Origin of the sequence: Paenibacillus sp. BIC5C1 (assembly GCF_032399705.1) — a bacterium.
Classification (GTDB): Bacteria; Bacillota; Bacilli; order Paenibacillales; family Paenibacillaceae; genus Paenibacillus; species Paenibacillus taichungensis_A.
On the sequence record NZ_CP135922.1, the window covers coordinates 3,387,715 to 3,412,847 of the forward strand.

Consider the following 25,133-nt stretch of genomic DNA (forward strand, 5'->3'; position numbering starts at 1 on the left):
ACTAATACCCTCATTTTTACTTTCTCTGCCGCCCTTCTGGGCGGCTTTTTGCATATTTGTTTTCCTATAGGTACAAGTCGATTTTTAGAAGGGGAACAGACATAAATCTAAACATATTAGAGATTAATCTTTAGTTTGTCAGGTTTTTATGTAACCGCTATCATTCTATAATTTAGTCAGAAAGGAGGTAAAAGTAAAAAAGAATTGCTTCAAATGGCAATAGAGAACTTCAACCGAGAATCAGACGAAAGCAGTCGATAGTGAAAATAAAACCATATTAGGAGGTAGAGTATGTTTAAATTTAGCAAAAAAATGTTGACGGTCATTCTTGCAGCTTCCATGAGTTTTGGCGTGTTTGCAGCAACCTCAAGTGCAGCGACAGATTATTGGCAGAATTGGACCGATGGGGGCGGCACGGTTAATGCTGTGAATGGATCGGGCGGAAATTACAGCGTGACATGGCAAAATACGGGGAATTTTGTTGTTGGTAAAGGCTGGAATGTTGGATCTCCAAACCGGACAATTAACTATAATGCAGGTGTCTTTGCACCATCTGGCAATGGGTATTTGACGCTCTACGGGTGGACGAGAAATGCACTCATTGAATATTACGTTGTAGATAGTTGGGGCACATACCGACCAACAGGAACGTTTAAAGGAACTGTCAACAGTGATGGAGGCACTTATGACATCTATACAACGATGCGATATAATGCGCCTTCCATTGATGGCACACAAACCTTTGCCCAGTACTGGAGCGTAAGACAGTCGAAGAGAGCGACCGGGGTTAACTCCGCAATTACTTTCAGCAACCATGTTAACGCATGGGCAAGCAAAGGAATGAATCTGGGTAGCAGTTGGTCTTACCAGGTGTTAGCGACAGAAGGATATCAAAGTAGTGGAAGTTCCAACGTAACGGTGTGGTAAGCAATCCACGATCTTCCGTTTAATGAAAGTAAATCAGATTTTTATACATTAGGGACAGGCTCAATGTTCTTTCTTCAGTTCTACCATCATTCCGGATATGTTGAAGGCCGTTTCAGTCAGAAAAACGGTCTTCGATGTTGCCGGATGCGAATGGCCGGCATCATATCCATATCTTCCCATTAGCTTAAAGGAGATCGTTCAATGAGAAAGCTATTAATGTTCTTTTTAATAGCAACAATGCTAGTAATTAGCGCTTGTTCGCAGGATAAACCCGAACCGAAGGATAACCTTGTATTCGTGCAAGGTGGAACGTTTAAAAACAATAAGTCCAATTTTGCTGGAAGAAATGTGACTCTGTCGAACTTTTATATCGGGAAGTATGAGGTAACTCAAAAAGAGTGGGAAGATGTGATGGGAAATAACCCCTCCGGATTCAAAGGTGATCAATTACCGGTAGAAATGGTGAGTTGGTATGACGCGGTAGAGTATTGCAATCAAAGAAGTATAAAAGAGGGCTTAAAGCCGCACTACAACATCGATAAGAATACCCAAGACCTGAATAATAAGAATGATAACGATAATATAAAATGGACAGTAACCATCAATGAGGGAACTAACGGATACCGACTGCCTACAGAAGCGGAATGGGAATATGCTGCAGGCGGAGGTCAGGAGAGCAAGAATTACACGTACAGCGGCAGCAACAAAGCTGACGAAGTCGCATGGTATTGGAAGAACGCCGGGGACAAAATTTTAACTGGAGACTGGAACTGGCCTGCCATAGAGAGCAACAAAAACAAAACCCAATCGATTGGTACCCAACAGCCCAACGAGCTTGGTATCTACGATATGTCTGGCAATGTAAGAGAATGGTGCTGGGACTGGTATAGCGATGCTGAGAATCAAATTGCTTCATTTCGGGTTGTAAAAGGCGGAGGCTGGATCGGTGGTGTTAACAATAACGAGATCGCTTTTCGAGGCAAATTCGATGCAAATGGTTTTGGTCCGGATCAGGGTTTTCGTGTTGCTCGCGGAGAATAGTCGAAATAATCAAAAGTATTCTAACTATACTATTGCAGTACGCCCAGGCTCATACGTTGAAAATTAAATCGTTGAACATACAGGGATGCTCACGCTAATGTAGATTAGCGTTGGCATCCCTTATTTGGACTGTTGTATTCCTTCTAATGCATCGGTTGATCATGTCCCACTTGAGCTTCATCAGGAGCTTGGGTACGTTTAACGAAGAATCCTAGCAACAAAGCAAGAAGACTAATAAAAAAAGCAACCTGAATCGCGACTTGCATCCCGCTCACCAATCCGTTTATCGCTTCGGCAGGTGCCATGGGATCTGAGGAGGATTCCAAATATTTTTTAGTTCCGTTTGAAAATATGCTAATGAACAATGCTGTACCGATTGCTCCCGAAACCTGCTGTAACGTACTCATAATGGCAGTGCCATGTGGATAAAGCTTCTTGGGAAGTTGATTAAGCCCAGTCGTTTGTGCAGGCATCATAATCATGGAGATGCCAATCATCAAAATGATGTGAAGCGTAATTAATACTCCTGTACTCGTTCCGAGATCAACTCTGGATAGCAGGAATAAGGAAACAGCTGTAATGACAAGTCCAGGTACGATCAACACTCTCGGTCCAAATTTATCGAAAAGCTTGCCAGAGATTGGAGACATGATTCCATTGGCGATACCTCCCGGCATTAATGTCAAGCCTGCTGCCAAGGCTGTCATCATCATAGCCTGCTGCATATATAGTGGCAATATAAGCGCTGTCGAGAAGAGTGTCATTGTCATGACGATCATTAGAGAGACAGTTAGAGCAAACATCGGATATTTGAATGCCCGCAAATCCATCATGGGTTCTTTGACGACCAGCTGTCGCCAGGTGAACAAGATAAGGGATACGAAGCCTGCAGCAATGGTCCAAATGACCTCTGGTTCTGACCATGATACTTCGCCGGCTGTACTGAAACCGTAAACGATACCACCGAAACCGATTGTTGAGAGTAAGATCGATAACAGATCAACCTTCGGTTTTGTAATATCAGAAACATTTTCCAAATACATAAATCCGAACACAATGGAAACCACGACTAACGGAATAACAAGGAAAAATAACCAATGCCATGATAAGGAATCAATAATAAGACCTGATAAGGTAGGACCAATAGCTGGACCGAACATGAGAACGAGACCCATCATGCCCATAGCCGCACCACGATTGCTTGGTGGAAAAATAATAAGAATGGTATTCATCATAACCGGAATCAGTAATCCAGTACCCGATGCTTGAATGATTCGTCCAATTAAAAGTACAGGAAAAGAACCGGAAAATCCGCAAATTATTGTACCTACCAAAAAGAGTAGCATCGCCGATAAAAACATCTGTCGTGTGGTAAACCATTGCTGAAGCATGGCTGTCACGGGTACCAGTATACCGATAATCAGCATATAGACAGTGGATAGCCATTGAATTGTGGACGCTCCTACTTCGAATTGCTTCATTAAATCCGGAAATGCAATACCAAGCAATGTTTCATTTAATATCGCTACAAATGCGCCTATGATCAAGGCTATGATAATGGGCCCTCGTTTTATGGAGCTTAAATCCAAATCTCTCTTCGTTGAACTACTTCCTTCTGATATCATTTTATTGCCTCCTATTGATGTGGTTTCTTTTTTTTCGTTTCATCCACTACCTAAGTATAAGGAGGTTTATTTACTCGAAATACACCGGATATTTTGTTGATTAACAATTCAAATAGTATAATAACTTTAAAAAACTAATTAGAATCGTTAAGGAGACAAGAAAGTGGAGCTTCAGCAATTAAAATATTTTGTGGAGGTTGCCAGTCAATTGCATTTTGGCCGTGCAGCTGAACGTTTGCATGCTTCCCAGCAGACGGTAAGCCACCAAATTGGGCAATTAGAGAATGAGCTTGACCTCAAGCTATTCAAACGAACAACACGCAAAGTCGAATTGACTATGGCTGGAGAGGCACTATTAGCAGAAGTCCAACTCGCTTTCAAGCATTTGCAACGGGGGATAGACGAAGCCAAAAGATCAGAAACCGGCAGAAGAGGGAGGCTGACCATCGGTTATTTTGGAATTATGCTATATACCGTTTTGCCAAGTGCTATACGGCTTTATCGTGAGCTCTATCCCGATGTCGAGATTGTTATGCAAGAGATGGAATCCGATCAAGTGGAGCAAAAACTGTTACAGGGCGAAATAGATATTGGTTTTTCAGTTGATCTAAATGACAAGCATAGTGAACACAGCATGAATTGGCTTCCATTTTCAACGGAGCCCCTCGTCGTAGCTCTGCCCAAAAAACATCTTTTATCGGATAAACAACACATTACTCTCGCAGATTTAAAAAATGAATCCTTCGTTATCTTAAATCGGAATGATTCGCCAGCCTTGTTCGACTCCTTTATTCTGTTATGTCGCCAGGCTGGGTTCACACCCCATATTGTGCAGCAAGCGGCAAGTGACCAAGCGGTAGTCGGTCTCGTAGCCACGGGCATCGGTGTCGCTTTTGTACTTGGATGCATGAGTAAAATGTTTGAGAATGACGTTACGTTTATCCCGCTCACGGAACCAAGTTTTGAATTAACTTTGGCAATCTGCTGGCTGCGCAGCAATCAGTCCTCGCAAGTCGATCATTTTGTAGACGTCATGCGAAGCTTTAATGAAGTCTAGATATATAACATATAGCATAAGATTCGAGAAAGAATGAGTTACTTGGAGAGTCGCCTAACAGCGGCTTTTTTTTACTGTACCTGCAAGCTCGTTTTACAAGCACAGGATGGAAAACTTGTTAAAAAATCGTACCATTCGATTCTTTGTTTTTGCAGGATCAAAAAGTATCCTACGACACAAAAATGATCGGATCATACAAAAAAGTGCGTACTATTCAGCGATCAGGACACCTGATAATCTAACATTCGAAGGGCAAGTTGAATTGTCGTTCAATATATAAATCGTACTGAAGGGGTGGAATAAATGCCAGCGTATCAACTTCACTTGAAAGATAAACGTATCGAATGGGGAAACGCAATAGATGTGGAGTATCTCATTGGCACATATTCACAGGACTCGATTAGAACAGGAGAGAATGCGGCTTTGAATTGGAAATTGCCTGACGGCATATATAGAGCAAAAGAGGTCGTCATAGAGCTGGATAAACTACTTGAAGCCATACTGGTTCAGCTTGGCGAACCGATAGACGGTAATCCTTCGGTGTTATTGGACAGCCTTCAGGCCAATTTGGCAATCTCCGGTGATCTTTCATCACTACCGCTTGGACCTTTGGCTTTGAAGGATAAAGCGGGTGTTGAAATTACGGCACAGGCTGCACGCATTGGTGAACAATTGGTTCTCTGGGCACGAGAGATTAATTATGAAAAGAGGGCACTGGCGCAATATGGGGCGGAAACTCTTGGAGAGCTGGAATTTAGAAGTCATTGCTACGGTCATACTCTGATACCGGAAGCTATAGCTCAGGTTTGGGGACCCGCTGGGGGACCAAAAGTTATGCAGCTATATAATGAATACTTGCACCAATTTGTATTGCTGCGTGATGCATTACTTCCCTTTGCCAATTGGGAACAAGTACCCTTTGAAGTCAAGGAACACACGCAATTCAAAGGATTACGTTTTCTGGAGCCTGCCCGTAAGATCTTTTTAACTCAATTGCTCGGGAAGGAATTAACTCACAAGGCGATTGTTCAATATGCACAGAGTGTCGTTAGCTCGGGTTTGACCTCTGCTGGTTATGGTTTTCAATATTCTCTAGGAACCGTATTTCCAGCTGGCTTGGGAGAGTCGGCTGGCACGGCTGCGCGTTATCTTCTGAAGTGGCATCCAGTACAAACCATTGAGACTGAAGATACAAAAGATATAGTTGCCATCTCATTCGAATATGAATATGACGATTATTATGCTGCACCACGCGACGAAACAGGAACGGGTATACCTGGTAGCAAGAATCATCTTCACATTTCAGAAGATCACAGTGATCTTCCATCCATCGCACGACTGCTTCCGAATATAGAGTCAGATCGAACAACCCTGCGTTTCAGTGTGGAGAGAGAAGGTCATGCATCATCTAGTGTAGAATCTAGTGTGGATCTCGGTCAGCTCTTTAGGGGGCATCGATTTTCATATCGGCCTGAAAAGAACAGCCATTCCAAGGATGCTGCCGTGGAGCGACCATCGACCAGCATTCATCAGGTAGCAGACATTCTGTCGCATCCCGGGTTGGTGACAAATACGGACGCAGGAGTCCATTTCATTTCAACAGGTGGGAATGAACTTGTACAGTGGGCTTTGTTAGGCAAGCTGTATCCTGAAAATGTGGTGTTATTGGAAAAAGGAGATCAAGAGGAGCTGGAAGCAGCTTTGGTTTCCGGGAAGGGGTATGGAACGCAATTTCTGGTGTTGTAATGCCTTAAACCATTCGTGACAGATGATATGACGGCGGCAGCGTATTCGTACACAGCTGCTGCCGTCAAATTACGAATACTCTAATTTACATTAGCGATGTCACGGCGAGAGTCATCATTGTCGCAAGATACTTCGTCGGGGAACTTCTCGATATAAGTCGTGCCAAACTTGCACAACATCTGAAGCATGGGGGCCAGTTCCTCACCCAGATCGGACAAATAATATTCTACTTTTGGCGGTGCAACCGGATAGACCTTACGAATAATCAGACCGTCACTTTCAAGCATTCTAAGCTGCATCGTAATCATGCGTTGGGTTGCATCAGGAAGAAGTCGCTGTAGCTCATTAAATCGAATGGGACCTTTTGTTAAGTGATTGAGTATAGAAATTTTCCATTTGCCGCTAAGTAAGCTCATGACAATTTCCGATGTACAGCGATAGGTTTTATTTCTAAAGTTAATCATCCTCCGACACATCTCTTTCACTTTGATTTTGTACTCCCCACTCGCACAAACCTTCCAGAACGGGCAATAATGTTTCTGCTTTATTGGTCAGACTGTACTCGACTTTAGGTGGGACTTGAGGATACTCTTTCCGTTCGACCATACCATCCGCTTCCAATTCTTTGAGTTGTGAACTCAATGTTTTAAATGTAATTGCTCCAATTTGTCTTTTCAGTTCATTAAAGCGTACCGGTTGGTTTTCTGCCAAAAGATAAATAATGACCATCTTCCATTTACCGCCAATGACAGACAGTGTGTAGCCAAACGGCGTATCTTGAATATGTTTAACCTTACCCTGATATTCAGCCATGCTCATATTTATGCTATCCTTTCGGGTAGTACCTGTCATAATAGTGCGTACTACTTTTTGATTTGCGTTCAGTTTATACTAACCTTACTTTGAAGTAAAGGAGAGAAAAACATGAATCAAAAAACAATACGTCTGTTAATGCCACAGTGGCAAGGCGGGAATAATCCTAACTACTCTTTTGGGGCGGAACTGCTTGCCTGGCTGGCTCCTGATAATGATCAACCACTGATTCAAGTACCTGTACGAGCATATGATGGAACTCCACTGGAAAACGAGGATGGTGTCAATGGGAGAAAACAACTCATCGAACAACTGGAAGCGGCCCAGCATATTATTCATGCTCACATGCCTGACCGCATCGTCATGTTTGGTGGGGATTGCTTGGTCGAACAAGCCCCATTTGCCTATTTAAATGAACGGTATAATGGAGAATTAGGATTGATTTGGATCGATGCGCACAGTGATTTGGTTGGTTACGTGGGTTATGATAACGGACATACGCTACCACTAGGAAATCTTTTGGGAGAAGGGGATGAGGAGTTTGCAAAACATGTAAAAATCCCTCTAAAACCTGAAAATGTCTTTATCGCGGGGTTGGCAACACCTACAGAAGAGGAAAGCGAAGTAATCTCAGCAGCATTTGAAAGATTGGGTATAACAACCGCTGAATCAGATACAGAAATGATTCAAAGACTTGGCATTAAAACTGCCGGAGCCGAAGAATTAACGAAAAGTACAGCATCCATCAAAGAGTGGATTAAAGAAAGCGGCATTAAGCATCTGGCTGTTCACCTGGATCTGGATGTGCTGGATCCCAAAGCTTTTCGCTCCTTACTATTCGCGAGTCCTGAAGGACCTTATACGTTCTCTCCTGCGGGAAGCTTGCAAATCCCTCAGCTCCTGCATCTACTTAAAGAAATATCGAAAGAAACAGATGTCGTGGGGTTAGGTATAACCGAGCACATGCCATGGGATGCAATTAACCTGAAAAACCTGCTGGGGGAAATACCTATTTTAAATCAATAAAGTTGTACACGAGAAGAAATTATCGTTGAACCATAACTGATTTGCTTCATCAAACCCAAAAAAGCCGTATATTACTACGGCTCTTTTGGGTTTGATGCTAATTCAATACACCGCTTCCGATCACTTTGACCTTCACTTCCGGGTGAAAACGAACCTGAGCATATTCTTTGTTCCAATCCAACTGTTTCCACAAGTCCGGATAATGTGCAATTAACTGCCTTCCAATACCAAATGAATCACATCCACTTCGCTGTAGTGTCTGGATAATTACCTCAGCATCCCGGGTCATGGCTTCCGATAGCTGACGGTTTAGACGTTCAATCGTACCCTTTTCCTGAAGATGATCTCTTGGATATTCAACAATAGTAACAGGAAGATTTACACGGAGACTCACATCAATCTTACTGTCGTTACCCACCTTTACGTTCAGCTTGCGTTTAATTTTTTCCGTATTTGCTTCATAAGTAACGTAATTTCTCGGATCATTGGAAGGACCGGAGTGTATCTTTTTGACAAAGCGCGCAGCCTTATTCCATTTCCCGCTCATAATAACGTAAAGTGGCCCTTGTTCCGTGTTCAGACTCCCGGTGAACTTTTGATCATGGAACAGGGCAATCCCCCGTGCAGCAATCTCTTCTCCGTCCTGATAAAGATAGGGCAGCGCAAAATCCTGACCTGGGTCAAGCATGGGTGGAAGCAGGGTTTCCAACGTCATCTCGGGGAAAATGCACAATTCCTCCAGACTTTTAATCTTTTTCGTTATAAACTCACCAATCAAAATGCTGCCGACTCTTTTTTGTTGTAACAAATCTCCGGCTGCGCCATCAACGATGCCTATTTTTACGTGTGAGGTTGGATAATCGGGTTCCCGATATAAGACGTCCAAATAGGGATAAATATCGTTTTGTGCAAGTTTGTTACCATATAGAATCATTCCATACTTGAAGAAACGAATGTCCCCAGTGACTTTGGCCCGAATTCGATCCGTGCTCTGACGAACAGATCTCCCCGTACCTGAATGAATTTCATTATCGCTGTTGCCTTGTTCACTTTCAAAATCATCGACAATTTCGAGAGTTTGCTTGATTTCCCCCTCAGAAGTTATATCATACGCAGAAGCATTAGCTAATCTTGCATCCTTTAGACTGTCCTGATCCCAGCAGCCTGTCGACAGCATAAGTAGTGTCAGCGTTCCAAGGACCGTTCCTCGCTTTCTCATATCGTCTTCTCCTTTCGTCTCAATATATAAGACAGGATCAGCAACAAAAGAGGAAGAATGATGAGAAATAGGTAGGCTGATTTGTTGGCATCCGTACTAACCATCTCGAGATTTTCTTGCTGCTGTGGCAGGTAGGCAATGATACAAGATGCAATGACGACATACGGCACGGCTTTTTTATGGTTTTTTTGTTTAAAAAGATAACCTAAACCATAGGAAGCAGCATAATAATAACCGCAAATCGCGCCGAAAATGGAGATTAACCAAATCGGGAGGAACAGAAAATCGGCCCGATCCATTGTCCCGAGCGGGATGGAACGGAGCAGATATATAACAGGTTCAGGCATCATATCGAGCTGCTGGGGACTGAATGCCGTTGAACATATGAACACGCTGAACGAATACAGTACAGCGACGACTGCACTTGCTGCAGCAATGGATTTGAGCTTACCCGTACTTTTGCCTTCTACCATGGGATACACAACGAGGAAAAATTCAAATCCAAACATGGCCATTAACGTTTCGGTTGAGCCGCTTATAATATTGGGCCAGCCTGCTTCGTCCAAAGGCAGCAAATACAGCAAATTAACTTTCTTGAGTCCATAACTGATCAAAACCATCATGGGTATAACCAAAAACGAAATCAGTACAAGCACTCTCGCAATAATTCGCAGGTTTTGACGAACCAGATAAATGCTGCTGAACAGAAAGAGGGACAGTATGGCCCACCTGGGTGTGTCCTGCAGCATCCAGCGATTAATAACACCGTAAGCGTTCACCAGCACAGAAGTCCCCATGAACAGGTAATATCCAATGTAGCCAATTGTAAGAATTTTTCCAATCACATTACCGGTAATCAGGGTCGTGATTTCATATATGGAAGAGCTAGGGAAACGCCGCATGAGCATCCAGCACATGAATATGATTAATTGGATCAAAATACCGCCAAGGAAAACAGAGATCCACCCGGCGCCATGGGATAGAAGATGGATGCGATAAGGGAGTGACAAAATATCCACGCCGATTTCGAATTTCAAAATCAGGAAAAATAATTGTCCCCGAGTGATCGTAATATCTTTATTCACGTTTTTTCCAACTCCTAGAGAACTTCTGCTGTTTCAATTGTTGTGGTCTGGCATCATGAGGTCGTTGACGAAGCGCCCAGATCGGAAAACGAATGAATACATCCTTCATGTCGGCTAGTCGAAAAGGTGCCACTGGCGCAAAATAGGGAGAACCGAAGGTTTCCAGCTTGCACAGATGAATTGTAAGAAATACCAGTCCAAAAGCAATACCAATGTATCCAAAGATCGCTGCGCCAATCATCATTGGAAAACGAAGAATACGTACTGCTGAACTCATCTCATGAGATGGCACGAGAAAGGAGGAAATGGCAGTTAACGATACAACGATGATCATCGTATAGGATACAAGGCCTGCACGAACAATGGCATCTCCAATAACCAAACCGCCAACGATACCGATGGTTTGACCCACGCGGCTGGGCAGTCTCACTCCGGCCTCTCTCAATACTTCAAAGATTAGTTCAAGCAGCATTGCCTCAATAAGAGCAGGGAACGGGATGTTCTGCAAAGATTTTTTGATTGTATGTGCCAGCTCCAACGGTAAAATGGCCGAGTGGAAGGAGATGGTTGCGATATAAACAGCAGGCAACGTGAAAGCAATGATAAAGCTCATCATTCGAATTAATCTTAAAAATGAACTTACCATCCACCGACCGTGATAATCATCCGGGCTCTGGTAAAATGCAAAAAATGTAACGGGAGCGATAAGGGCTGAAGGGCTGCCTTCTGCAAGAATGGCTAAACGCCCTTCCAGCAGATTGGCAATAACCCGATCTGGCCTTTCAGTGCTCAGCTGTTGCGGGAACAAGGAGAATGGGCTATCCTCTATGAGCTCTTCAATAAATCCGGGTGCCAGAACCATATCTGAGGTAATGGACAAAATTCGCTCTTTCACTTTATCCACCAACTCCGGATTGGCTACATCCTGTAGATAGACGACAGCAATTTTGGTACGGGTTTTCTCACCCACATTAAAATAACGAACTATTAATGACGGACTAATAATTTGTCTGCGAATCAGATTCAAATTGACGGAAAGCTGCTCAATGAATCCATTATGCGCACCTCGAATAACGCCTTCGTTTTCCGGTTCCGTCGTTGTACGGGCATACATTTTCTCTGTAGAAAGAATATAAAACTCGGTAGCTCCATCCAGTATGTAGAGGCACTTTCCTTGAATGAGTGAATCTATTGCCTTTTGCAGATCCGTTTCCAGATGACTACCCAATGTGGTAAATAAGGGATGGTCTACAGGATTGCAGTGGTCGTACAACGAGGCTAATACATGTGTCTGTATGATCTCCTGATCCACAAGTGACTCAATATAGAGAAGTACACCCTCGACACCATGTAACGAGATAAAGTGTTTATTCAGATCATCAGTTTGAAAAAGGGACTGCTCCACATAGGAGATGTTTTTCTTTAATTCAGAAAAAGTAGTGTGGGGTTGGGTCATGAGACACCTCTTGTCCAATATGAGATGTTCATAATGTGTACTTAGCTAGGATGATTTATCCAACAAGGATTCGGATGAACACAAAAAGTCGCCAGAAATGGCGACTTTTATCATTAGAAAGGGTCAGATATCAAGTTTACGGGTACCGAGCCATTTTACCATCTCTGGGTCATTGTGAGAAAAGAACAGACTCTGCTTCGTATCTAAAGCAGTAATTGATTCCATATCATTTGGGCTTAATTCAAAATCAAAGATATCAAAATTCTCCACAATTCTTTCTTTACGAACAGACTTCGGAATGACAACGACTTCTCTTTGTGTCAACCAGCGTAAAACGACCTGAGCAACGGATTTATTCAGCTTTTCCGCGATGGATACCAACAATTCATTCTGGAACAGATTATTTTTACCTTCAGCAAAAGGAGCCCACGATTGAATCTGAACATGATTCTCTTTCATAAATGCAGCACTCTCAATTTGTTGATTGAAAGGGTGTGTTTCCACCTGGTTTACCGCAGGAACTACCTCATTATGAATGATTAAATCGATCAGACGATCCATCTGGAAGTTACTTACCCCTATGGCACGGATCTTTCCTTCACGATACAATTCCTCCATAGCTCGCCAAGAGCCGTATACATCGCCAAAAGGCTGATGAATTAAATACAGATCCAACACATCCAACTGCAAGCGTTCCAGAGATTTTTCGAATGCTTTTTTAGTGTTTTCATAACCCGTATCCTGAACCCAAAGCTTCGTAGTGATAAATAGCTCTTCTCTTGCCACACCACTTCGTTTAATGGCTCGACCAACGGCTTCTTCATTCAGATATGAAGCAGCTGTATCAATCAGGCGATATCCTGCCATAATGGCATCGTAAACGCTTTGTTCGCATTCATTTTGATCTGCAATTTGAAAAACACCAAAACCCATAATGGGCATCTCTACACCATTGTTAAGTATTACTTTTTCCATGTTAAAAGCCCTCCTTTTAATATCTTTATTATGTACCGAATCATAATTCTGGCGTTATATCATTCATATCAAATGTTTGCCTAATTATCTCACTGGGTGTATAAATTCACTCTTGACCTTCAATTGAAAGACTTCTATTCTGCCTCGAATAGAAGTCTTAGGATTTTCCTCTGAAATTACCCTTGCTCGAAACGTCCAAGCTGATCGAAAGAACTAACCTTTCTTTTTACAGCTTGACCCAGGCAACCAGCCCATCCGGTTGATCCGGGTTAATACCATGGCGTTCGGCATTAGCCAAAGCAGCGATTTGCGAGATGAAAATGAAAGGGATACCTCTTACCGCTGTATTAAGCGGACGATCAGTTGTGATTTCAAGGTCAATGAACTCCTGCGGGATGTCCATCGTCCGGTCGGCAAACGTAATAATGGTGGCTCCACGCTCCTTAATATCCCTCAACAGATTGCGCTGATGCTCAATACCGCTGTCCGACAAGGCAGCAATCACTAGTGTATCTGAACCTACAGTGACCATCGGCCCGTGCCGGACGTCAAGAAGATGGTATGCGTGGGCTTGCGTCTTGGCAATCTCGGTCAGAGCGATGGCACCCTCGGCTGCCAGCCCTTGTAGTTCACCGTCTGCGAGCAGGACTGCGTTCGTCCAATTGAAGTTGGAGACGCGGCGGATGCTGCCCTCTACACGTGCCATATAGGCTTCACCTTGATGAATCGCTTCCTGCAAATCAATAATCAGCTCCTCATCACCAGCAAGAAAAGCGGCAAGAAGGAGATTGGCTGCATACAGATTGGTCACTGTGCGGGTCTGGCAAACGCTATGGTCAAAAGCCCAGGGCAGTTCCAGAGGGAAATCGGCGCTTTTGGATAACGGCGAGTCCGTTACACAAGAAATCGTTAATAAAGGAATACGTTGATCGGACTGGAGTAAACGTAACGCTTCAACGACCTCACTCGTACTGCCAGATCGTGACGGCGCTATGATCAGGCTGCCCTCCAGCATGGGACGATAGCGGTCTGCATGGAGCATGAGATCACCAGCAGCAAGTGACATTGCAGGCAGGCCAGCACGCAAACGGAAGGAAAAAGCGGCCGTTTCGCTCAAGCAATAGCTGGACCCGGCGCCAACGAAGGTTACGGAGGTAATCGCTTGAGCTTGGACAAAGGCAGTAAATTCCGTGCGCTTGGCCAGTAAATAGTTGTAGGTCTGCTGCAATGCCTTATATTGTTCTTTTACTTCGTGATACGTCAAACTCATAAAAATACCTCCCGGGAATGATTTAGATTGATAAGTTCAGTTTTTGATCTTTTCGATCAATTATATAGTTTATTGATTGTGTTAATCATAATTATGCCTTTATATCCCTGTAAATTGCAATAGATTTCCAAAATAATGATTGATTTAATCAAATTAAAGGATTATTATGATCACAAGCTAGAAATTTTCAAATGTTTCCCAATCTCATCTGACCCGTGAAGGGAGGTGCAGGATAGATCGAATCATCGCCATGTATCCTGATAGAAGGTGTTAATTAACTTGAAGCCTTGAAGCAGGAAGTGACGAAACCTTAAGAGGGGGAATGGATATGCCACTGATCTCGTCCACTGAAATGCTGCAAATAGCTCGTAGGGACCAATACGCCATCGCTGCATTTAACGTTCATACCCTGGAGATGCTTCAGGCTGTCGTTGAAGCGGCTGTAGAAACCGAGTCACCACTCATTATTCAAACTACGGTGGGCACAGTCAACCACTTGGGTCCGGATTACATTGCCCATGCGGCCAAAACCGCAGCGGACTTGACGGATATCCCCATCGCACTTCATTTGGATCACTGTACTGATTTTTCGACAATTATCCGATGCATACGAGCAGGTTATACCTCCGTTATGATCGATGCATCCATGTACCCTTTTGAAGAAAATGTGAACCTAACCCGTAAAGTGATGGAGGTTGCACAGGCATCTGGCGTGAACGTGGAGGCGGAGCTTGGCAAGGTCGGGGGCGTTGAGGACGATATTGTCGTCGATGAACACGATGCTTCCCTGGCAGATCCTGAAGATTGCGTGCAGTTTGTTGAACGCACCGGCGTAACTACGCTCGCTCCCGCAATCGGAACCGCACACGGTATTTATAAGGGACAGCCGAACATAGATTTTGAACGAATGGAAACCATTGCGAATCGAGTATCGGTTCCTTTGGTGCTGCACGGTGGTTCGGGTATACCAGCTGAACAGATTCATCGGGCGGTTGCACTGGGGATGTCCAAGGTAAACATAGCCACAGAGCTGCGTATTGCTTTTTCCGAAGCTATCAAAGATGTATTTGTAATCCATCCGGAAGAGAATGATCCACGCAAATACATGGCTCCAGCGAAGGAAGCGGTTAAACGGCTTGCCATGGAGAAAATACGGTTATGCGGAAGCACTGGCAAAGCCGGCGTAGTCCGATGATTACCACAGTCACACTCCATGCGGCCATCGACCGGACGTTGTACGTTGACAAGTTTGGCGTAGGCCAAGTGCATCGGGTGACAAGACAGGTTAATGAGCCAGGTGGCAAAGGCAATAACGTAGCCAAGGTGATCCGGCAGCTCGGCGGTGAAGTCACAGCTACAGGCATTATTGCCGGCAATAACGGTGTATTTATTGAGAGAAATCTGACTGAACGAGGGATACGGACTGCTTTTATCCAATCAGCGGGAGACTCACGAGTTTGCCTCAACATTGTGGATGATTCCAGTGGTAGCTCTACCGAGCTGCTTGGGCAGGGTCCAAATATGTCAGAAGCTGAAGTTGAAGCGATCAAGAAAAAAGTACAGGAGCTTGCCACCCAGTCCAGTACAATTGTGATGTCTGGAAGTTTACCTCCAGGTGCACCGGACACATTGTACGCAGAATTGATTTGTATTGTCCGTTCAGCAGGCACGAGAGCCTTTCTGGATACTGGTGGAACAAGTTTCAGCATTGGGCTGAGTGCAACGCCCCATTTCGTGAAGCCAAATGAGCTGGAACTGGCCGAATGGCTGGGGCAAAAGCCGAAAGACGTAAATGGATGGGCCCGTGCAGCGCACAGGTTGGCGCATCAAGGCATTGACGAAGTGTGCATAACACTCGGTAGTGACGGTGCTTTGGCTATTATAAACGGAAATGCATATCTGGCGAAGCCGCCATCCATTCAACCTGTGAATACGGTAGGTTGCGGAGACTCCTTTGTTGCCGGCATGGCATATGCAGGGGAGCGCGGCGAATCGCCCGAGTCCAAACTGCGTACGGCTATCGCGGCTGCCGCTGCGAATGCAATGTCTTCCAAAGCAGGAGACATCGACTATGTTCTCTTTGAGGGGTACGAACATCAGGTGCAAATTATACCTTTATGATGGTTGAAGGTTTGGATAATCAGCCTCTTATCCCTCATGAATAACCGTTAGAGAGATGCTTTTCTTATGGGATGCAGTTCACGTCGACATATTGCAATCCATCCTTTCATCCTACACAATAGAGCTAGCACGGGCTGAAGTTAACGGATATCATGCAGGCCCAGACATATTAAAGGAGAGACTTATGCAATATTCAAAGGGTGAACTGCGCAGAGCACAAACACTGGAACTGATTAAATCGCATGGAAAAATATCGCTGCAAGAGATTGTCCAAACAGTTGGCTGCTCGGAAGCAACCGCAAGACGGGATTTGGACGTACTTGAAAAAGCGGGCGAGATTATTCGAACAAACGGGGGAGCCATATATGAAGGGGGTCTGACGTCGGCGGTATCGGAGCTGCCTTTTGCAGCAAAACGCGATTTCCGACGGATGGATAAGGAACGGATTGCCGCTACAGCGGCAGCCCTTGTTAAAGAGGGGGACATTATCTGCCTGACGGGAGGTACAACAACGTTCTTTATTGCGAAAGCACTCAAAAAGCAGCGTAATATTACGATTGTCACCAACGCGGTGAATATCGCTTATGAATTGGCTGATGCCGAAGATATTCAGGTCGTCGTCATTGGCGGTGTTATGCGGTCTAAAAGCTACGAGTTATGCGGTCCGCTGGCGGAAAGCGTGATCGACAAAATTAACATTACGAAAATGTTTCTCGGGGTGGACGGATTAACGCAGAATTTCGGCTTTACGATGCATTCCGAGCTTGAAGCCCGTATAGCCCAATTAACGATGGAACGATCCAGCGAGGTTTATGCTGTATTCGATCAAAGCAAAATTGAGAAAAGTGCTTTGTTTACCATTGCTCCTTTAACGCAGGTGACGGGGGTAATTACGAATAAACAGCCGGAAGGTTGGTTTGAGCAGGCGTGCCGGGAGCATCAGATTGCCATACATACAACTACAGAGCACATTGCTTCTATATAAATACGCGTAATCCTCAAACGCCCTTCCCTTCATATGCTGGCAAATTTGCAGGACAAGGGAGGATATGCGAATGCATTTTTCCAAGTTTATGCTGATCCTTGCGATGGTTTGTGTTGTATTCGCTGAAGCGGGCTGTTCCAGCTCCTCCTCTTCAGGCGGCGATACATCCGCAAACCCGCAAGGAAAGGTAAATCTGGTCTTTTGGAGTCATCAGGAAGACGCCATTGTGGGCGCATACAAGAAATTAATATCCAAATACCAGACCTTACACCCCGATGTAACGATTGAGTATCAGACCTTTCCATATGATGTATACAGCCAGAAGCTGAAAGCCTCATTCTCCGCGAAGAAACCACCCGATATTGCTGAATTTTTCGGTACGTGGGTGCCCGAATATTCCAAGAACGATCTGCTTGTCGAAATCCCTGATAGTGAAAATGTAAAAAAAGAGTACTATGATGCTCCCCTTGGGGGATATTTGCGAGATAACAAGCTATACGGATTGCCACTTGAGTACAACATTGAGAATGGCGGCATGTTGATTCACCCGCAAATGCTCAAAGACCAAGGTTTCGATCACGCACCGTCCAACTGGACAGAGCTTGTGGACTACGCCAAAAAATTGACTGTCCGTGAGAACAATGTCATCAAAGTCAAAGGCTTCGATTTTGTATCGGCAGACAATATTACGTTTACATTCTTATCCCTTATTTTGCAGCAAGGTGCAAGTTTTATGGGTGAAGACGGACATGTTAACTTCCACTCACCGGAAGCAGAGAAAGCGATGTCCACCTTGGTCTCGCTCGTGGCCGATGACCAAGTTGCGGATTTAACCACGTTTGGCGGTGAGCTGGATACCTCTGACTATTTTTTTCAGGGCAAATCAGCCATGACCTATCGTGGTCCCTGGACAATTGCTGCGGGACAGAACAACTACAAGGTTGATGATTTTGAATACGTTTCCGTTCCTTCCTTTACTGAATATCCACCCGTTTTTGCTGCCGAATCCGGTTGGGGTCTTGCGGTGTCTAAGAAAAGCAAACAGCAGGCGGCCGCGCTCGATTTCATCCAATTCATCTCGGAGAAAGAGAACCTCACGACCTGGAATACGGACACCTTTACCGTTCCTGCCAAAAAAGAAATTGCCGAAAACCCGGAATTCCTGAAGAACAATCCTCATCTAAAGCCTTCGCTGGCTATATTGGCGTTAGGTCAATGGATCGGCCCGATAGCCGACCGGGATTTCTTCTTCAAGCAGGTTAACGACAATTTCCAACTGATGGCCAGTGGACAGCAGAGTGTCCAGGACGGATTGGCGAATATCGAACAGACGATCAATGATAATCAGGATCAACATAAGTGATAGGGGTGCTGGGGCATGAGTACTGCTATATCAACCAATAAGGCGGACAAGGTTAACCCAGCGGTAAAGTCAACAGCTTACAGGGCAAAACGAAGGTTCATCATCATCTCACTCGTACCGATCTTGCTTCTGTTCGGGGTGTTTGCCTTCCTTCCCATCGCATGGAGCCTGGGCTTGTCCGCATTCAAGTATGACCCGCTCAGCTCAAACGCGATATTTGTGGGGGCGGAAAACTATATTCGCATGTTCCAGGATTCCATCTTTCTGAAGTCACTGTGGGTAACCTTCAAATTTGTATTTATCGCCGTATTGATCAACATTGTTATTACGCTTTTGATTGCTTCAGCGATTCAGCGAGTCCGCATCCCTTGGCTTAAAAATGGCTTTCGAACTGTCTTCTTTCTTCCCACGATCGCTCCGCTGGCGGGAACGGCTATCGTATGGAATACCATGTTCAATTACAATGACGGCTTGTTCAACATGATTCTCGCCAAGGTGAATATGGCCCCGATCCAGTGGCTCAGTGATCCACATTATGCGCTCTATTCCGTTATTATGATGACCTTGTGGGCTGATATCGGCTATAATATCGTTCTTTTCATTGCCGGTCTCGATTCCATTCCGGATATGTACTATGAAGCAGCAACGCTGGAGGGGGCGGGCCGCTGGCATGTCTTTCTTCACATCACACTGCCACTGCTGCGCAGAACGCTGCTGTTTGTTTCCATCACGACAGTTGTTTCCTATTTTCAGGCCTTCCCACAATTTCAGATTATGACCAAGGGCGGACCCTTTAACGAAACACGAGTGCTGTCCCTGCAAATCTATGAACAGGCCTTCTCCAGCTCCAATATGGGGTACGCATCGGCTATGGCAACCGTGTTTCTAATGATCATCCTGCTTGTGACCCTGCTGCAACTTCGATGGGGACGCACGCAATGGGAACATTGAGAGAGAAGGGAGAAAAAGTAGATGCCGCGTAAAATCAGCCTGTGGGAAGGGTTTACTATCGCAGTACTTACAATTATAGCTTGTGTTATGCTTTTGCCTTATGTCTGGATGGTGCTGTCATCACTGAAAAGTAACATGGACATCGTCTCGGGTTCCGGCGGTTTTTTTCCAAGTAAGCCCAGTCTGGACGGATACCGAACGGTTTTTAGCGAGGCGCCGTTTGTCACATGGTTGCTGAATAGTCTTGTGACTTCTGTCATCATAACGGTGGTCACCTTGTTTACTAGCGCTTTAGCCGGATATGTCTTTGCCAAACATCAGTTTAAAGGCAAGAAACTGCTGTTTATTCTAATCCTGGCAACCATGATGATTCCCTTTCAGGTTATTATGATTCCCACGTATTTGATCACGGCTGAGCTTGGATTGGTTAACCATTTGCTGGCAATTATTTTACCCAATCTCGTCAGCTCCTACGGCGTATTTCTGGCTAAACAATTCATAGAAGAGATTCCACAGGAGCTGCTCGAGGCAGCAAGAATGGACGGTTCAGGGGAATTCAGACTGATGCTTCGCATCGTTATGCCGCTTATATTGCCGATGTTGTCAGCGCTGGGAATATTCACGTTTATGAACTCCTGGAATAATTACCTGTGGCCACTGATTGTATTGAATGATGAGAGCAAGATGACCGTTCCGCTGGCATTGGTCTATTTTAACGGAACGCACCAGGTCAATTACAACGTCGTTATGTCAGCTGCAGTACTGATTACAATACCGGTTATTATAATGTTCCTGATCTTCCAGAAGCAATTTATTAAAGGCCTAGCTATGACGGGCATGAAATAACGGGTGAGGAGAAGAGTTATGACTAAAATCTCAATTATTGGAGCAGGCAGTGCATTCACAGGAGAAATCGCTATGGATATTCTGCTGATTGAAGGTTTGGAGGGTGGCACGATTGCCCTGGTTGATATCGACGAGCGGCGGCTTGAGTTGGCACGCAGGCTGGTGCTTCAGATCGTGGAACGGACAGGTAAGACGTGGGAGGTGATTGCCTCTACGGATCGCAGAGAGGTTATCGGCGGTTCACAGTTCGTGATTAACCAAATTGAAGTAGGCGGGCTGGAGACGGTTCGTTATGAATATGAAATTCCATTGAAATACGGGGTAAAGCAGTGCATTGGCGATACGCTGGGACCCGGAGGATTGTTCAAAACACTCCGTACCCTTCCCAGCTGGATGGAAATCGTACGGGACATTGAAGTACTCTGCCCAGATTGCATCATTCTAAACTATACCAACCCGATGTCTGCGGTTACACTCCTGACTTCCCGCATTACGGATATTCCGGTAGTGGGACTATGCCACTCCATCCAGAACACGTCGGCTCAACTGGCCGAATATGCCGGAGTTCCATATGAAGAGATGTCATGGAAAGCCGGCGGCATTAACCACATGTCCTGGTTTGTGGAGCTGTCCCATGCCGGAAGGGATTTGTATCCGGTTCTGTTAGAGAAAATTCAAACTCCTGAGCTGCTGCGGCAGGACCCGGTCCGCTTTGATGCGATGAAATACCTGGGTGCTTTCGTCTCGGAATCGAGCGGTCATTTCTCGGAGTATATCCCGTATTACCGTAAACGCCAATCGCTGATCGACCAGCACTGTAACTCAGGTTATAACGGAGCCACGGGATTCTACGCTGACAACTGGCCGATCTGGCGGAGAGAGAATGATGAGCAGATCGTTTCACAGCTTGAGGGAACGGCACCGCTTGAGCTGAAATCCAGTAATGAATATGCAGCCATGATCATTGAAGCAGTATTGAAGAATGAGCCGAAGGTCATTTATGGTAACGTTCCTAACCGGGGATTGATTGAAAATTTGCAGGCTGATGGTGTGGTGGAAGTGGCCTGTCTCGTTGATGGGAAAGGCGTTCAGCCTTGTCGCTTTGGAAGACTGCCCGAGCATTTGGCCGCATTGTGCCGCTCGAACATGGCTTTTTTTGACCTGGCTGTGGAAGCTGTGCGGTGGAGTGACATGGAAATGGCTCGCCATGCACTGATGCTGGACCCGCTAACTGCTGCCGTATGCTCCCTGGAGGAGATCGGAAGTATGTTCGATGAACTGTATGAGGCGGAACGGGGCTTTGTTCCGGTATTGAAATGATGCAGAGACAGCAAACAAGTCCCGTTGTTGTCATCGCTGGCGAGCTAAATGTAGATGTTATTGTATCGGGAACGGATGTCATGCCGGAATGGAATCGGGAGAAAATGGTTGATGGCTTCGAAATAGTACTTGGTTCCTCATCAGCAATTACGGCCTGTGCGCTGGCAAGCCTGGGAGCGGATGTGAGATTCGTAAGCGTAGTGGGAGATGACGATTTCGGAAAATTCTGTATAGCTGAGCTGCAGCGTATGGGCGTAAATACAGAGCATGTAACCCGATTATCTGGCATCAAGACAGGTGTAACTCTGTCGCTCTCCACACCCGATGACCGCGGATTGTTAACTTACGCTGGCAGTATCCCTTTGTTAACACCGGATTATATCCCGGAGTCCCTGTTGCAGCAGGCCACACATCTTCATTTTGGTTCCTATTATTTGCAGGATGGAATGAGACCTCATTGGCGAGAACTCTTTACAAGATTGCGGGCAGATGGAATCAGCACATCTTTTGATACCGGTTGGGATGTATCCAATCAATGGGACCGTGAGGGCATAAGTGCACTACTGACGGTGACTGATTTGTTTATTCCCAGCGAGGATGAACTGCTGCACATTTTCCCTGCCGATGGGGTAACCCATGTGCTTGATTCCATGCTTCCTGCTGTGGCAGGAATTGTAGCGGTCAAACAAGGGTCAAAAGGGGCTACGCTACGCGAACTGGACGAAAGTAAAATATCGGCCAGATCTTACACTTTGACCCCCGTCGATACGACAGGAGCAGGAGATTGTTTCAACGCAGGAATCATATACGGATACTTGCTTGGGATGCGAAGCGATGAACTGCTGCGATTTGCCAATGCATGTGGGGCTCTATCCACACTTGGCATTGGTGGCACAGGAAGCTTGCCGACGGTGGAGGCAGTCCTTCTTTTGCAAGCAAAGCATGAACAATAAATCCTGGTTTTACGCTATACATCCAATTTGATCAAAGGGAGTTGAGGATATGTTGAAATTCGGTAAAACATTGTTGGTGGGATTAAGCATGGCGGTAGGAATAGGACTGGTTTCAGGCATTGAATGGTCCTCCTCTGCTGCCGCAGCAGGCACAGATTACTACGTAGCGACAAACGGAAATGACTCCAATGCTGGAACGAGCAGCGCGCCATGGAAGACACTTCAACACGCAGCGGATGCTGTTCCTGCCGGCAGTACAGTGCATGTTCGTGGCGGTGTGTACAACCAGAAGTTGAAGATCACTCGCTCAGGCTCCGCTTCACAGGGACCGATTGTATTCACTAACGATGGCACGGAGACTCCAATTATTGACGGCACAGGACTTTCGGTTAGCGGGATTGAAGGGTTGATTGACCTGACCGATGTGAATTACGTTACTCTTCAAGGATTTGAAATTCGCAATTATACTACAGCTACCAAGGACGTCATGCCCGTAGGCATTTATGTTCACGGATCAGGCAGCTTTATCAATTTGTCTGGCAACAAAGTCCATGATATCAAAAACACGGCCACTCCAACTGGTAGTGATCTGCTTGGCCGTGACGCACATGGGATCGCCGTATACGGCACAAAAGCACCTGAATCCATTCACGATATTACGATTAATGGTAATGAACTGTATAATCTTGTGCTCGGCTCCAGCGAATCGCTGGTTCTCAACGGGAACGTGGACACCTTCGCGGTGACGAATAATGTCATTCACGATAACGACAACATTGGCATTGATCTCATCGGTTTTGAGGGGAAAGCGCCGAATACGGCTTACGATCAGGTGCGGAACGGACTCGTGAAGGGCAACAGAGTCTACAATATCACTTCCAACAATAATCCTTCGTATGGGAAGTCACTTCCGAATAACAGTAATGCGGCCGATGGCATTTATGTCGATGGTGGCAAGGATAGTATTATTGAACAGAACTACAGCTACAACAATGATATCGGTATCGAGATTGCGTCAGAGCATGCCGGTAAATCTACCAGCAATATTACAGTACGCAGTAACGCAGTCTACAACAACCGACTCACCGGCATCGCGATGGGCGGGTATGATACTAAACGCGGCTCCACAGTAAACTGTAAGATAGTTAACAATACCGTGTACAAAAATGATACGCTTGGCGATGGCAGCGGCCAGCTTTACGTCCAATACGACACACAAAACAACGTAATTAAGAACAACATTTTCGTAGCAAGCTCTACCGATGTATTGATCTACAATGAATATACCAAGAATTCCGGAAACGTTGTGGATTATAATCTCTATTTCGCCCCTGCCGGAAGCAATGGAGCGAGCTGGACCTGGAAAAATAAAGATTATACAGGATTCTCCGCATATAAAACGGGAACTGGCAATGACGCGCATTCCTTGTTCATCGATCCCAAATTTGTGAATGCTTCGGGATACGATTTCCATCTTCAATCTACATCTCCAGCGATTGATGCGGGGAACACGGACAATGCAATTATCGGAACATTGGACATTGAGGGGAAACCAAGAGTACAGGGAGCTGCTGTGAATATCGGCGCTTACGAGTGACACTTATAAACGAATGGGAAGATTCTTCCCAAGGACAAACCGACAAAGGTAGCTGAGTGATCAGCTACCTTTGTTTTAATTAAATATAAGGCTATGTTACATCTTAATTAATGTTTTAAAAACTAAAATAAAAACTAAATAAAAACTGATTTTTCACTAAAAGGCAGTTAATTAAACGATCGTGTCCTGTTACCTCAACGATTTAGCTTATAAAAATCATTTTATTGTATTTGCTATGTCAATCAATGTTTGGTAATCGTATAACGGTTCAATATTGTTATTTTTTCCTGAAATAAGAGAGTAAGTTAAACCCTCGTTTCTCCAATAGATGGCATTTACATGTTCGTCCCCTTGGTCCCATGTTTGCGAACCGTTAGTTAATTTTAGACCTTTTGTCCCATTCGGTAGCGTATCAGCCTTTGAGTTTGTAATCATTGTTATCAGGGTCAATCCTTCGTCGGTATTTGCATACGTAATTTCAACTGCATCAAATTTACCATTGGTCTCAAGAATCCTTGCTGATTCTTGAGTAACTTGGAAAGGAACAGACGGTTGTTTGATTTCAAAAGGGATGTTTGCTTCCGCTTCTTCAAGTGAAATTTCAACTGGAGGACTTAGATCCGAAATATTGGTTGGTTGATTACTTTCCGCGTTTTGGAAGCAGGCAGATAATAAAAGAGGTATCATGCATAGGAACAGCAACTTACTTACAAATTTCATGTAATCACCTCGATATCAGAATAGATAATTTTATTAC

23 protein-coding genes are annotated in these 25,133 nt (G+C 44.9%); 14 read left to right on the forward strand and 9 right to left on the reverse strand.

Annotated elements, in window-relative coordinates:
- The first annotated feature begins 291 nt into the window (after positions 1-291).
- Positions 292-927, forward strand: coding sequence for a glycoside hydrolase family 11 protein (locus RS891_RS15255; protein ID WP_113054780.1), 636 nt, complete (start codon positions 292-294; stop codon positions 925-927).
- 201 nt (positions 928-1,128) lie between these two features.
- The gene (locus RS891_RS15260) at positions 1,129-1,968 is read left to right on the forward strand and encodes a formylglycine-generating enzyme family protein (RefSeq protein WP_315795944.1); all 840 of its coding nucleotides are present in this window, start codon (positions 1,129-1,131) and stop codon (positions 1,966-1,968) included.
- A gap of 143 nt (positions 1,969-2,111) precedes the next feature.
- Here RS891_RS15260 and RS891_RS15265 read toward each other — a convergent pair whose 3' ends face one another.
- Positions 2,112-3,593 carry a DHA2 family efflux MFS transporter permease subunit gene (locus RS891_RS15265; protein ID WP_315795946.1) on the reverse strand — a complete coding sequence of 494 codons (1,482 nt, stop codon included), beginning with the start codon at positions 3,591-3,593 and terminating at the stop codon, positions 2,112-2,114.
- Positions 3,594-3,756: 163 nt separating this feature from the next.
- Here RS891_RS15265 and RS891_RS15270 point away from each other — a divergent pair, with 163 nt between their 5' ends.
- Both RS891_RS15270 and RS891_RS15275 read left to right on the forward strand, forming a co-directional pair.
- Entirely contained in the window at positions 3,757-4,650 is an 894-nt protein-coding gene (locus RS891_RS15270) for a LysR family transcriptional regulator (protein ID WP_315795947.1), read from the forward strand.
- Between the two features lie 303 nt (positions 4,651-4,953).
- On the forward strand, positions 4,954-6,396 hold the full coding sequence (locus RS891_RS15275; RefSeq protein WP_315795949.1) for a hypothetical protein: 1,443 nt from the start codon (positions 4,954-4,956) through the stop codon (positions 6,394-6,396).
- Between the two features lie 80 nt (positions 6,397-6,476).
- Here RS891_RS15275 and RS891_RS15280 read toward each other — a convergent pair whose 3' ends face one another.
- Both RS891_RS15280 and RS891_RS15285 read right to left on the reverse strand, forming a co-directional pair.
- The gene (locus tag RS891_RS15280) at positions 6,477-6,812 is read right to left on the reverse strand and encodes a winged helix-turn-helix transcriptional regulator (protein WP_397386920.1); all 336 of its coding nucleotides are present in this window, start codon (positions 6,810-6,812) and stop codon (positions 6,477-6,479) included.
- 40 nt (positions 6,813-6,852) lie between these two features.
- The gene (locus RS891_RS15285; protein WP_315795952.1) at positions 6,853-7,215 is read right to left on the reverse strand and encodes a winged helix-turn-helix transcriptional regulator; all 363 of its coding nucleotides are present in this window, start codon (positions 7,213-7,215) and stop codon (positions 6,853-6,855) included.
- Between the two features lie 105 nt (positions 7,216-7,320).
- Between RS891_RS15285 and RS891_RS15290 the strand changes: the two genes are divergently transcribed.
- Entirely contained in the window at positions 7,321-8,235 is a 915-nt protein-coding gene (locus RS891_RS15290; RefSeq protein ID WP_315795954.1) for an arginase family protein, read from the forward strand.
- Positions 8,236-8,332: 97 nt separating this feature from the next.
- Here the strand turns inward: RS891_RS15290 and RS891_RS15295 are convergent, their stop codons facing one another.
- The 5 genes from RS891_RS15295 to RS891_RS15315 all read right to left on the reverse strand — a co-directional run bounded on the left by RS891_RS15295 (position 8,333) and on the right by RS891_RS15315 (position 14,240).
- A complete protein-coding gene (locus RS891_RS15295; protein WP_315795956.1) occupies positions 8,333-9,454 on the reverse strand; it encodes a Ger(x)C family spore germination protein in 1,122 nt (373 codons plus the stop codon).
- Positions 9,451-10,539 (reverse strand): GerAB/ArcD/ProY family transporter, encoded by a 1,089-nt coding sequence (locus tag RS891_RS15300; protein WP_113054771.1) that lies wholly within the window; start codon positions 10,537-10,539, stop codon positions 9,451-9,453. Before RS891_RS15300 ends, RS891_RS15295 begins: the two co-directional genes overlap by 4 nt.
- Positions 10,532-11,995 carry a spore germination protein gene (locus RS891_RS15305; RefSeq protein ID WP_315795958.1) on the reverse strand — a complete coding sequence of 488 codons (1,464 nt, stop codon included), beginning with the start codon at positions 11,993-11,995 and terminating at the stop codon, positions 10,532-10,534. Before RS891_RS15305 ends, RS891_RS15300 begins: the two co-directional genes overlap by 8 nt.
- 123 nt (positions 11,996-12,118) lie before the next feature.
- Positions 12,119-12,970 carry an aldo/keto reductase gene (locus tag RS891_RS15310; protein ID WP_113054769.1) on the reverse strand — a complete coding sequence of 284 codons (852 nt, stop codon included), beginning with the start codon at positions 12,968-12,970 and terminating at the stop codon, positions 12,119-12,121.
- Positions 12,971-13,196: 226 nt separating this feature from the next.
- Complete coding sequence (locus RS891_RS15315) at positions 13,197-14,240, reverse strand: SIS domain-containing protein (RefSeq protein ID WP_315795960.1); 1,044 nt, start codon at positions 14,238-14,240, stop codon at positions 13,197-13,199.
- Positions 14,241-14,568: 328 nt separating this feature from the next.
- Between RS891_RS15315 and fba the strand changes: the two genes are divergently transcribed.
- The 9 genes from fba to RS891_RS15360 all read left to right on the forward strand — a co-directional run bounded on the left by fba (position 14,569) and on the right by RS891_RS15360 (position 24,376).
- Positions 14,569-15,435 carry a class II fructose-1,6-bisphosphate aldolase gene (gene fba / locus RS891_RS15320; protein ID WP_315795962.1) on the forward strand — a complete coding sequence of 289 codons (867 nt, stop codon included), beginning with the start codon at positions 14,569-14,571 and terminating at the stop codon, positions 15,433-15,435.
- Entirely contained in the window at positions 15,399-16,361 is a 963-nt protein-coding gene (locus RS891_RS15325; RefSeq protein WP_315795964.1) for a 1-phosphofructokinase family hexose kinase, read from the forward strand. Before fba ends, RS891_RS15325 begins: the two co-directional genes overlap by 37 nt.
- A gap of 184 nt (positions 16,362-16,545) precedes the next feature.
- Positions 16,546-17,346, forward strand: coding sequence for a DeoR/GlpR family DNA-binding transcription regulator (locus RS891_RS15330; RefSeq protein ID WP_315795966.1), 801 nt, complete (start codon positions 16,546-16,548; stop codon positions 17,344-17,346).
- 70 nt (positions 17,347-17,416) lie between these two features.
- A complete protein-coding gene (locus tag RS891_RS15335) occupies positions 17,417-18,709 on the forward strand; it encodes an ABC transporter substrate-binding protein (protein ID WP_315795968.1) in 1,293 nt (430 codons plus the stop codon).
- Between the two features lie 15 nt (positions 18,710-18,724).
- Positions 18,725-19,660 carry a carbohydrate ABC transporter permease gene (locus RS891_RS15340; protein ID WP_113054763.1) on the forward strand — a complete coding sequence of 312 codons (936 nt, stop codon included), beginning with the start codon at positions 18,725-18,727 and terminating at the stop codon, positions 19,658-19,660.
- Positions 19,661-19,681: 21 nt separating this feature from the next.
- Positions 19,682-20,506 (forward strand): carbohydrate ABC transporter permease, encoded by an 825-nt coding sequence (locus RS891_RS15345; RefSeq protein WP_315795970.1) that lies wholly within the window; start codon positions 19,682-19,684, stop codon positions 20,504-20,506.
- Positions 20,507-20,524: 18 nt separating this feature from the next.
- On the forward strand, positions 20,525-21,826 hold the full coding sequence (gene melA, locus RS891_RS15350) for an alpha-galactosidase (RefSeq protein ID WP_315795971.1): 1,302 nt from the start codon (positions 20,525-20,527) through the stop codon (positions 21,824-21,826).
- The gene (locus RS891_RS15355; protein WP_315795973.1) at positions 21,823-22,779 is read left to right on the forward strand and encodes a carbohydrate kinase family protein; all 957 of its coding nucleotides are present in this window, start codon (positions 21,823-21,825) and stop codon (positions 22,777-22,779) included. The genes melA and RS891_RS15355 overlap by 4 nt, the downstream gene beginning before the upstream one ends.
- A 49-nt stretch (positions 22,780-22,828) precedes the next feature.
- Positions 22,829-24,376 carry a choice-of-anchor Q domain-containing protein gene (locus RS891_RS15360; protein WP_315795974.1) on the forward strand — a complete coding sequence of 516 codons (1,548 nt, stop codon included), beginning with the start codon at positions 22,829-22,831 and terminating at the stop codon, positions 24,374-24,376.
- Positions 24,377-24,592: 216 nt separating this feature from the next.
- On the opposite strand, the gene RS891_RS15365 is transcribed toward RS891_RS15360, so the two are convergent.
- A complete protein-coding gene (locus tag RS891_RS15365) occupies positions 24,593-25,096 on the reverse strand; it encodes a hypothetical protein (protein WP_315795976.1) in 504 nt (167 codons plus the stop codon).
- Positions 25,097-25,133: the final 37 nt, after the last annotated feature.

Coding starts and splice junctions, on each gene's coding strand:
- RS891_RS15255 (WP_113054780.1), top strand. CDS start 292: ATGTTTAAATTTAGCAAAAAAATGTTGACGGTCATTCTTGCAGCTTCC.
- RS891_RS15260 (WP_315795944.1), top strand. CDS start 1,129: ATGAGAAAGCTATTAATGTTCTTTTTAATAGCAACAATGCTAGTAATT.
- RS891_RS15265 (WP_315795946.1), bottom strand. CDS start 3,593: ATGATATCAGAAGGAAGTAGTTCAACGAAGAGAGATTTGGATTTAAGC.
- RS891_RS15275 (WP_315795949.1), top strand. CDS start 4,954: ATGCCAGCGTATCAACTTCACTTGAAAGATAAACGTATCGAATGGGGA.
- RS891_RS15280 (WP_397386920.1), bottom strand. CDS start 6,812: ATGAGCTTACTTAGCGGCAAATGGAAAATTTCTATACTCAATCACTTA.
- RS891_RS15285 (WP_315795952.1), bottom strand. CDS start 7,215: ATGAGCATGGCTGAATATCAGGGTAAGGTTAAACATATTCAAGATACG.
- RS891_RS15290 (WP_315795954.1), top strand. CDS start 7,321: ATGAATCAAAAAACAATACGTCTGTTAATGCCACAGTGGCAAGGCGGG.
- RS891_RS15295 (WP_315795956.1), bottom strand. CDS start 9,454: ATGAGAAAGCGAGGAACGGTCCTTGGAACGCTGACACTACTTATGCTG.
- RS891_RS15305 (WP_315795958.1), bottom strand. CDS start 11,995: ATGACCCAACCCCACACTACTTTTTCTGAATTAAAGAAAAACATCTCC.
- RS891_RS15310 (WP_113054769.1), bottom strand. CDS start 12,970: ATGGAAAAAGTAATACTTAACAATGGTGTAGAGATGCCCATTATGGGT.
- RS891_RS15315 (WP_315795960.1), bottom strand. CDS start 14,240: ATGAGTTTGACGTATCACGAAGTAAAAGAACAATATAAGGCATTGCAG.
- fba (WP_315795962.1), top strand. CDS start 14,569: ATGCCACTGATCTCGTCCACTGAAATGCTGCAAATAGCTCGTAGGGAC.
- RS891_RS15325 (WP_315795964.1), top strand. CDS start 15,399: ATGCGGAAGCACTGGCAAAGCCGGCGTAGTCCGATGATTACCACAGTC.
- RS891_RS15330 (WP_315795966.1), top strand. CDS start 16,546: ATGCAATATTCAAAGGGTGAACTGCGCAGAGCACAAACACTGGAACTG.
- RS891_RS15335 (WP_315795968.1), top strand. CDS start 17,417: ATGCATTTTTCCAAGTTTATGCTGATCCTTGCGATGGTTTGTGTTGTA.
- RS891_RS15340 (WP_113054763.1), top strand. CDS start 18,725: ATGAGTACTGCTATATCAACCAATAAGGCGGACAAGGTTAACCCAGCG.
- RS891_RS15345 (WP_315795970.1), top strand. CDS start 19,682: ATGCCGCGTAAAATCAGCCTGTGGGAAGGGTTTACTATCGCAGTACTT.
- melA (WP_315795971.1), top strand. CDS start 20,525: ATGACTAAAATCTCAATTATTGGAGCAGGCAGTGCATTCACAGGAGAA.
- RS891_RS15355 (WP_315795973.1), top strand. CDS start 21,823: ATGATGCAGAGACAGCAAACAAGTCCCGTTGTTGTCATCGCTGGCGAG.
- RS891_RS15360 (WP_315795974.1), top strand. CDS start 22,829: ATGTTGAAATTCGGTAAAACATTGTTGGTGGGATTAAGCATGGCGGTA.
- RS891_RS15365 (WP_315795976.1), bottom strand. CDS start 25,096: ATGAAATTTGTAAGTAAGTTGCTGTTCCTATGCATGATACCTCTTTTA.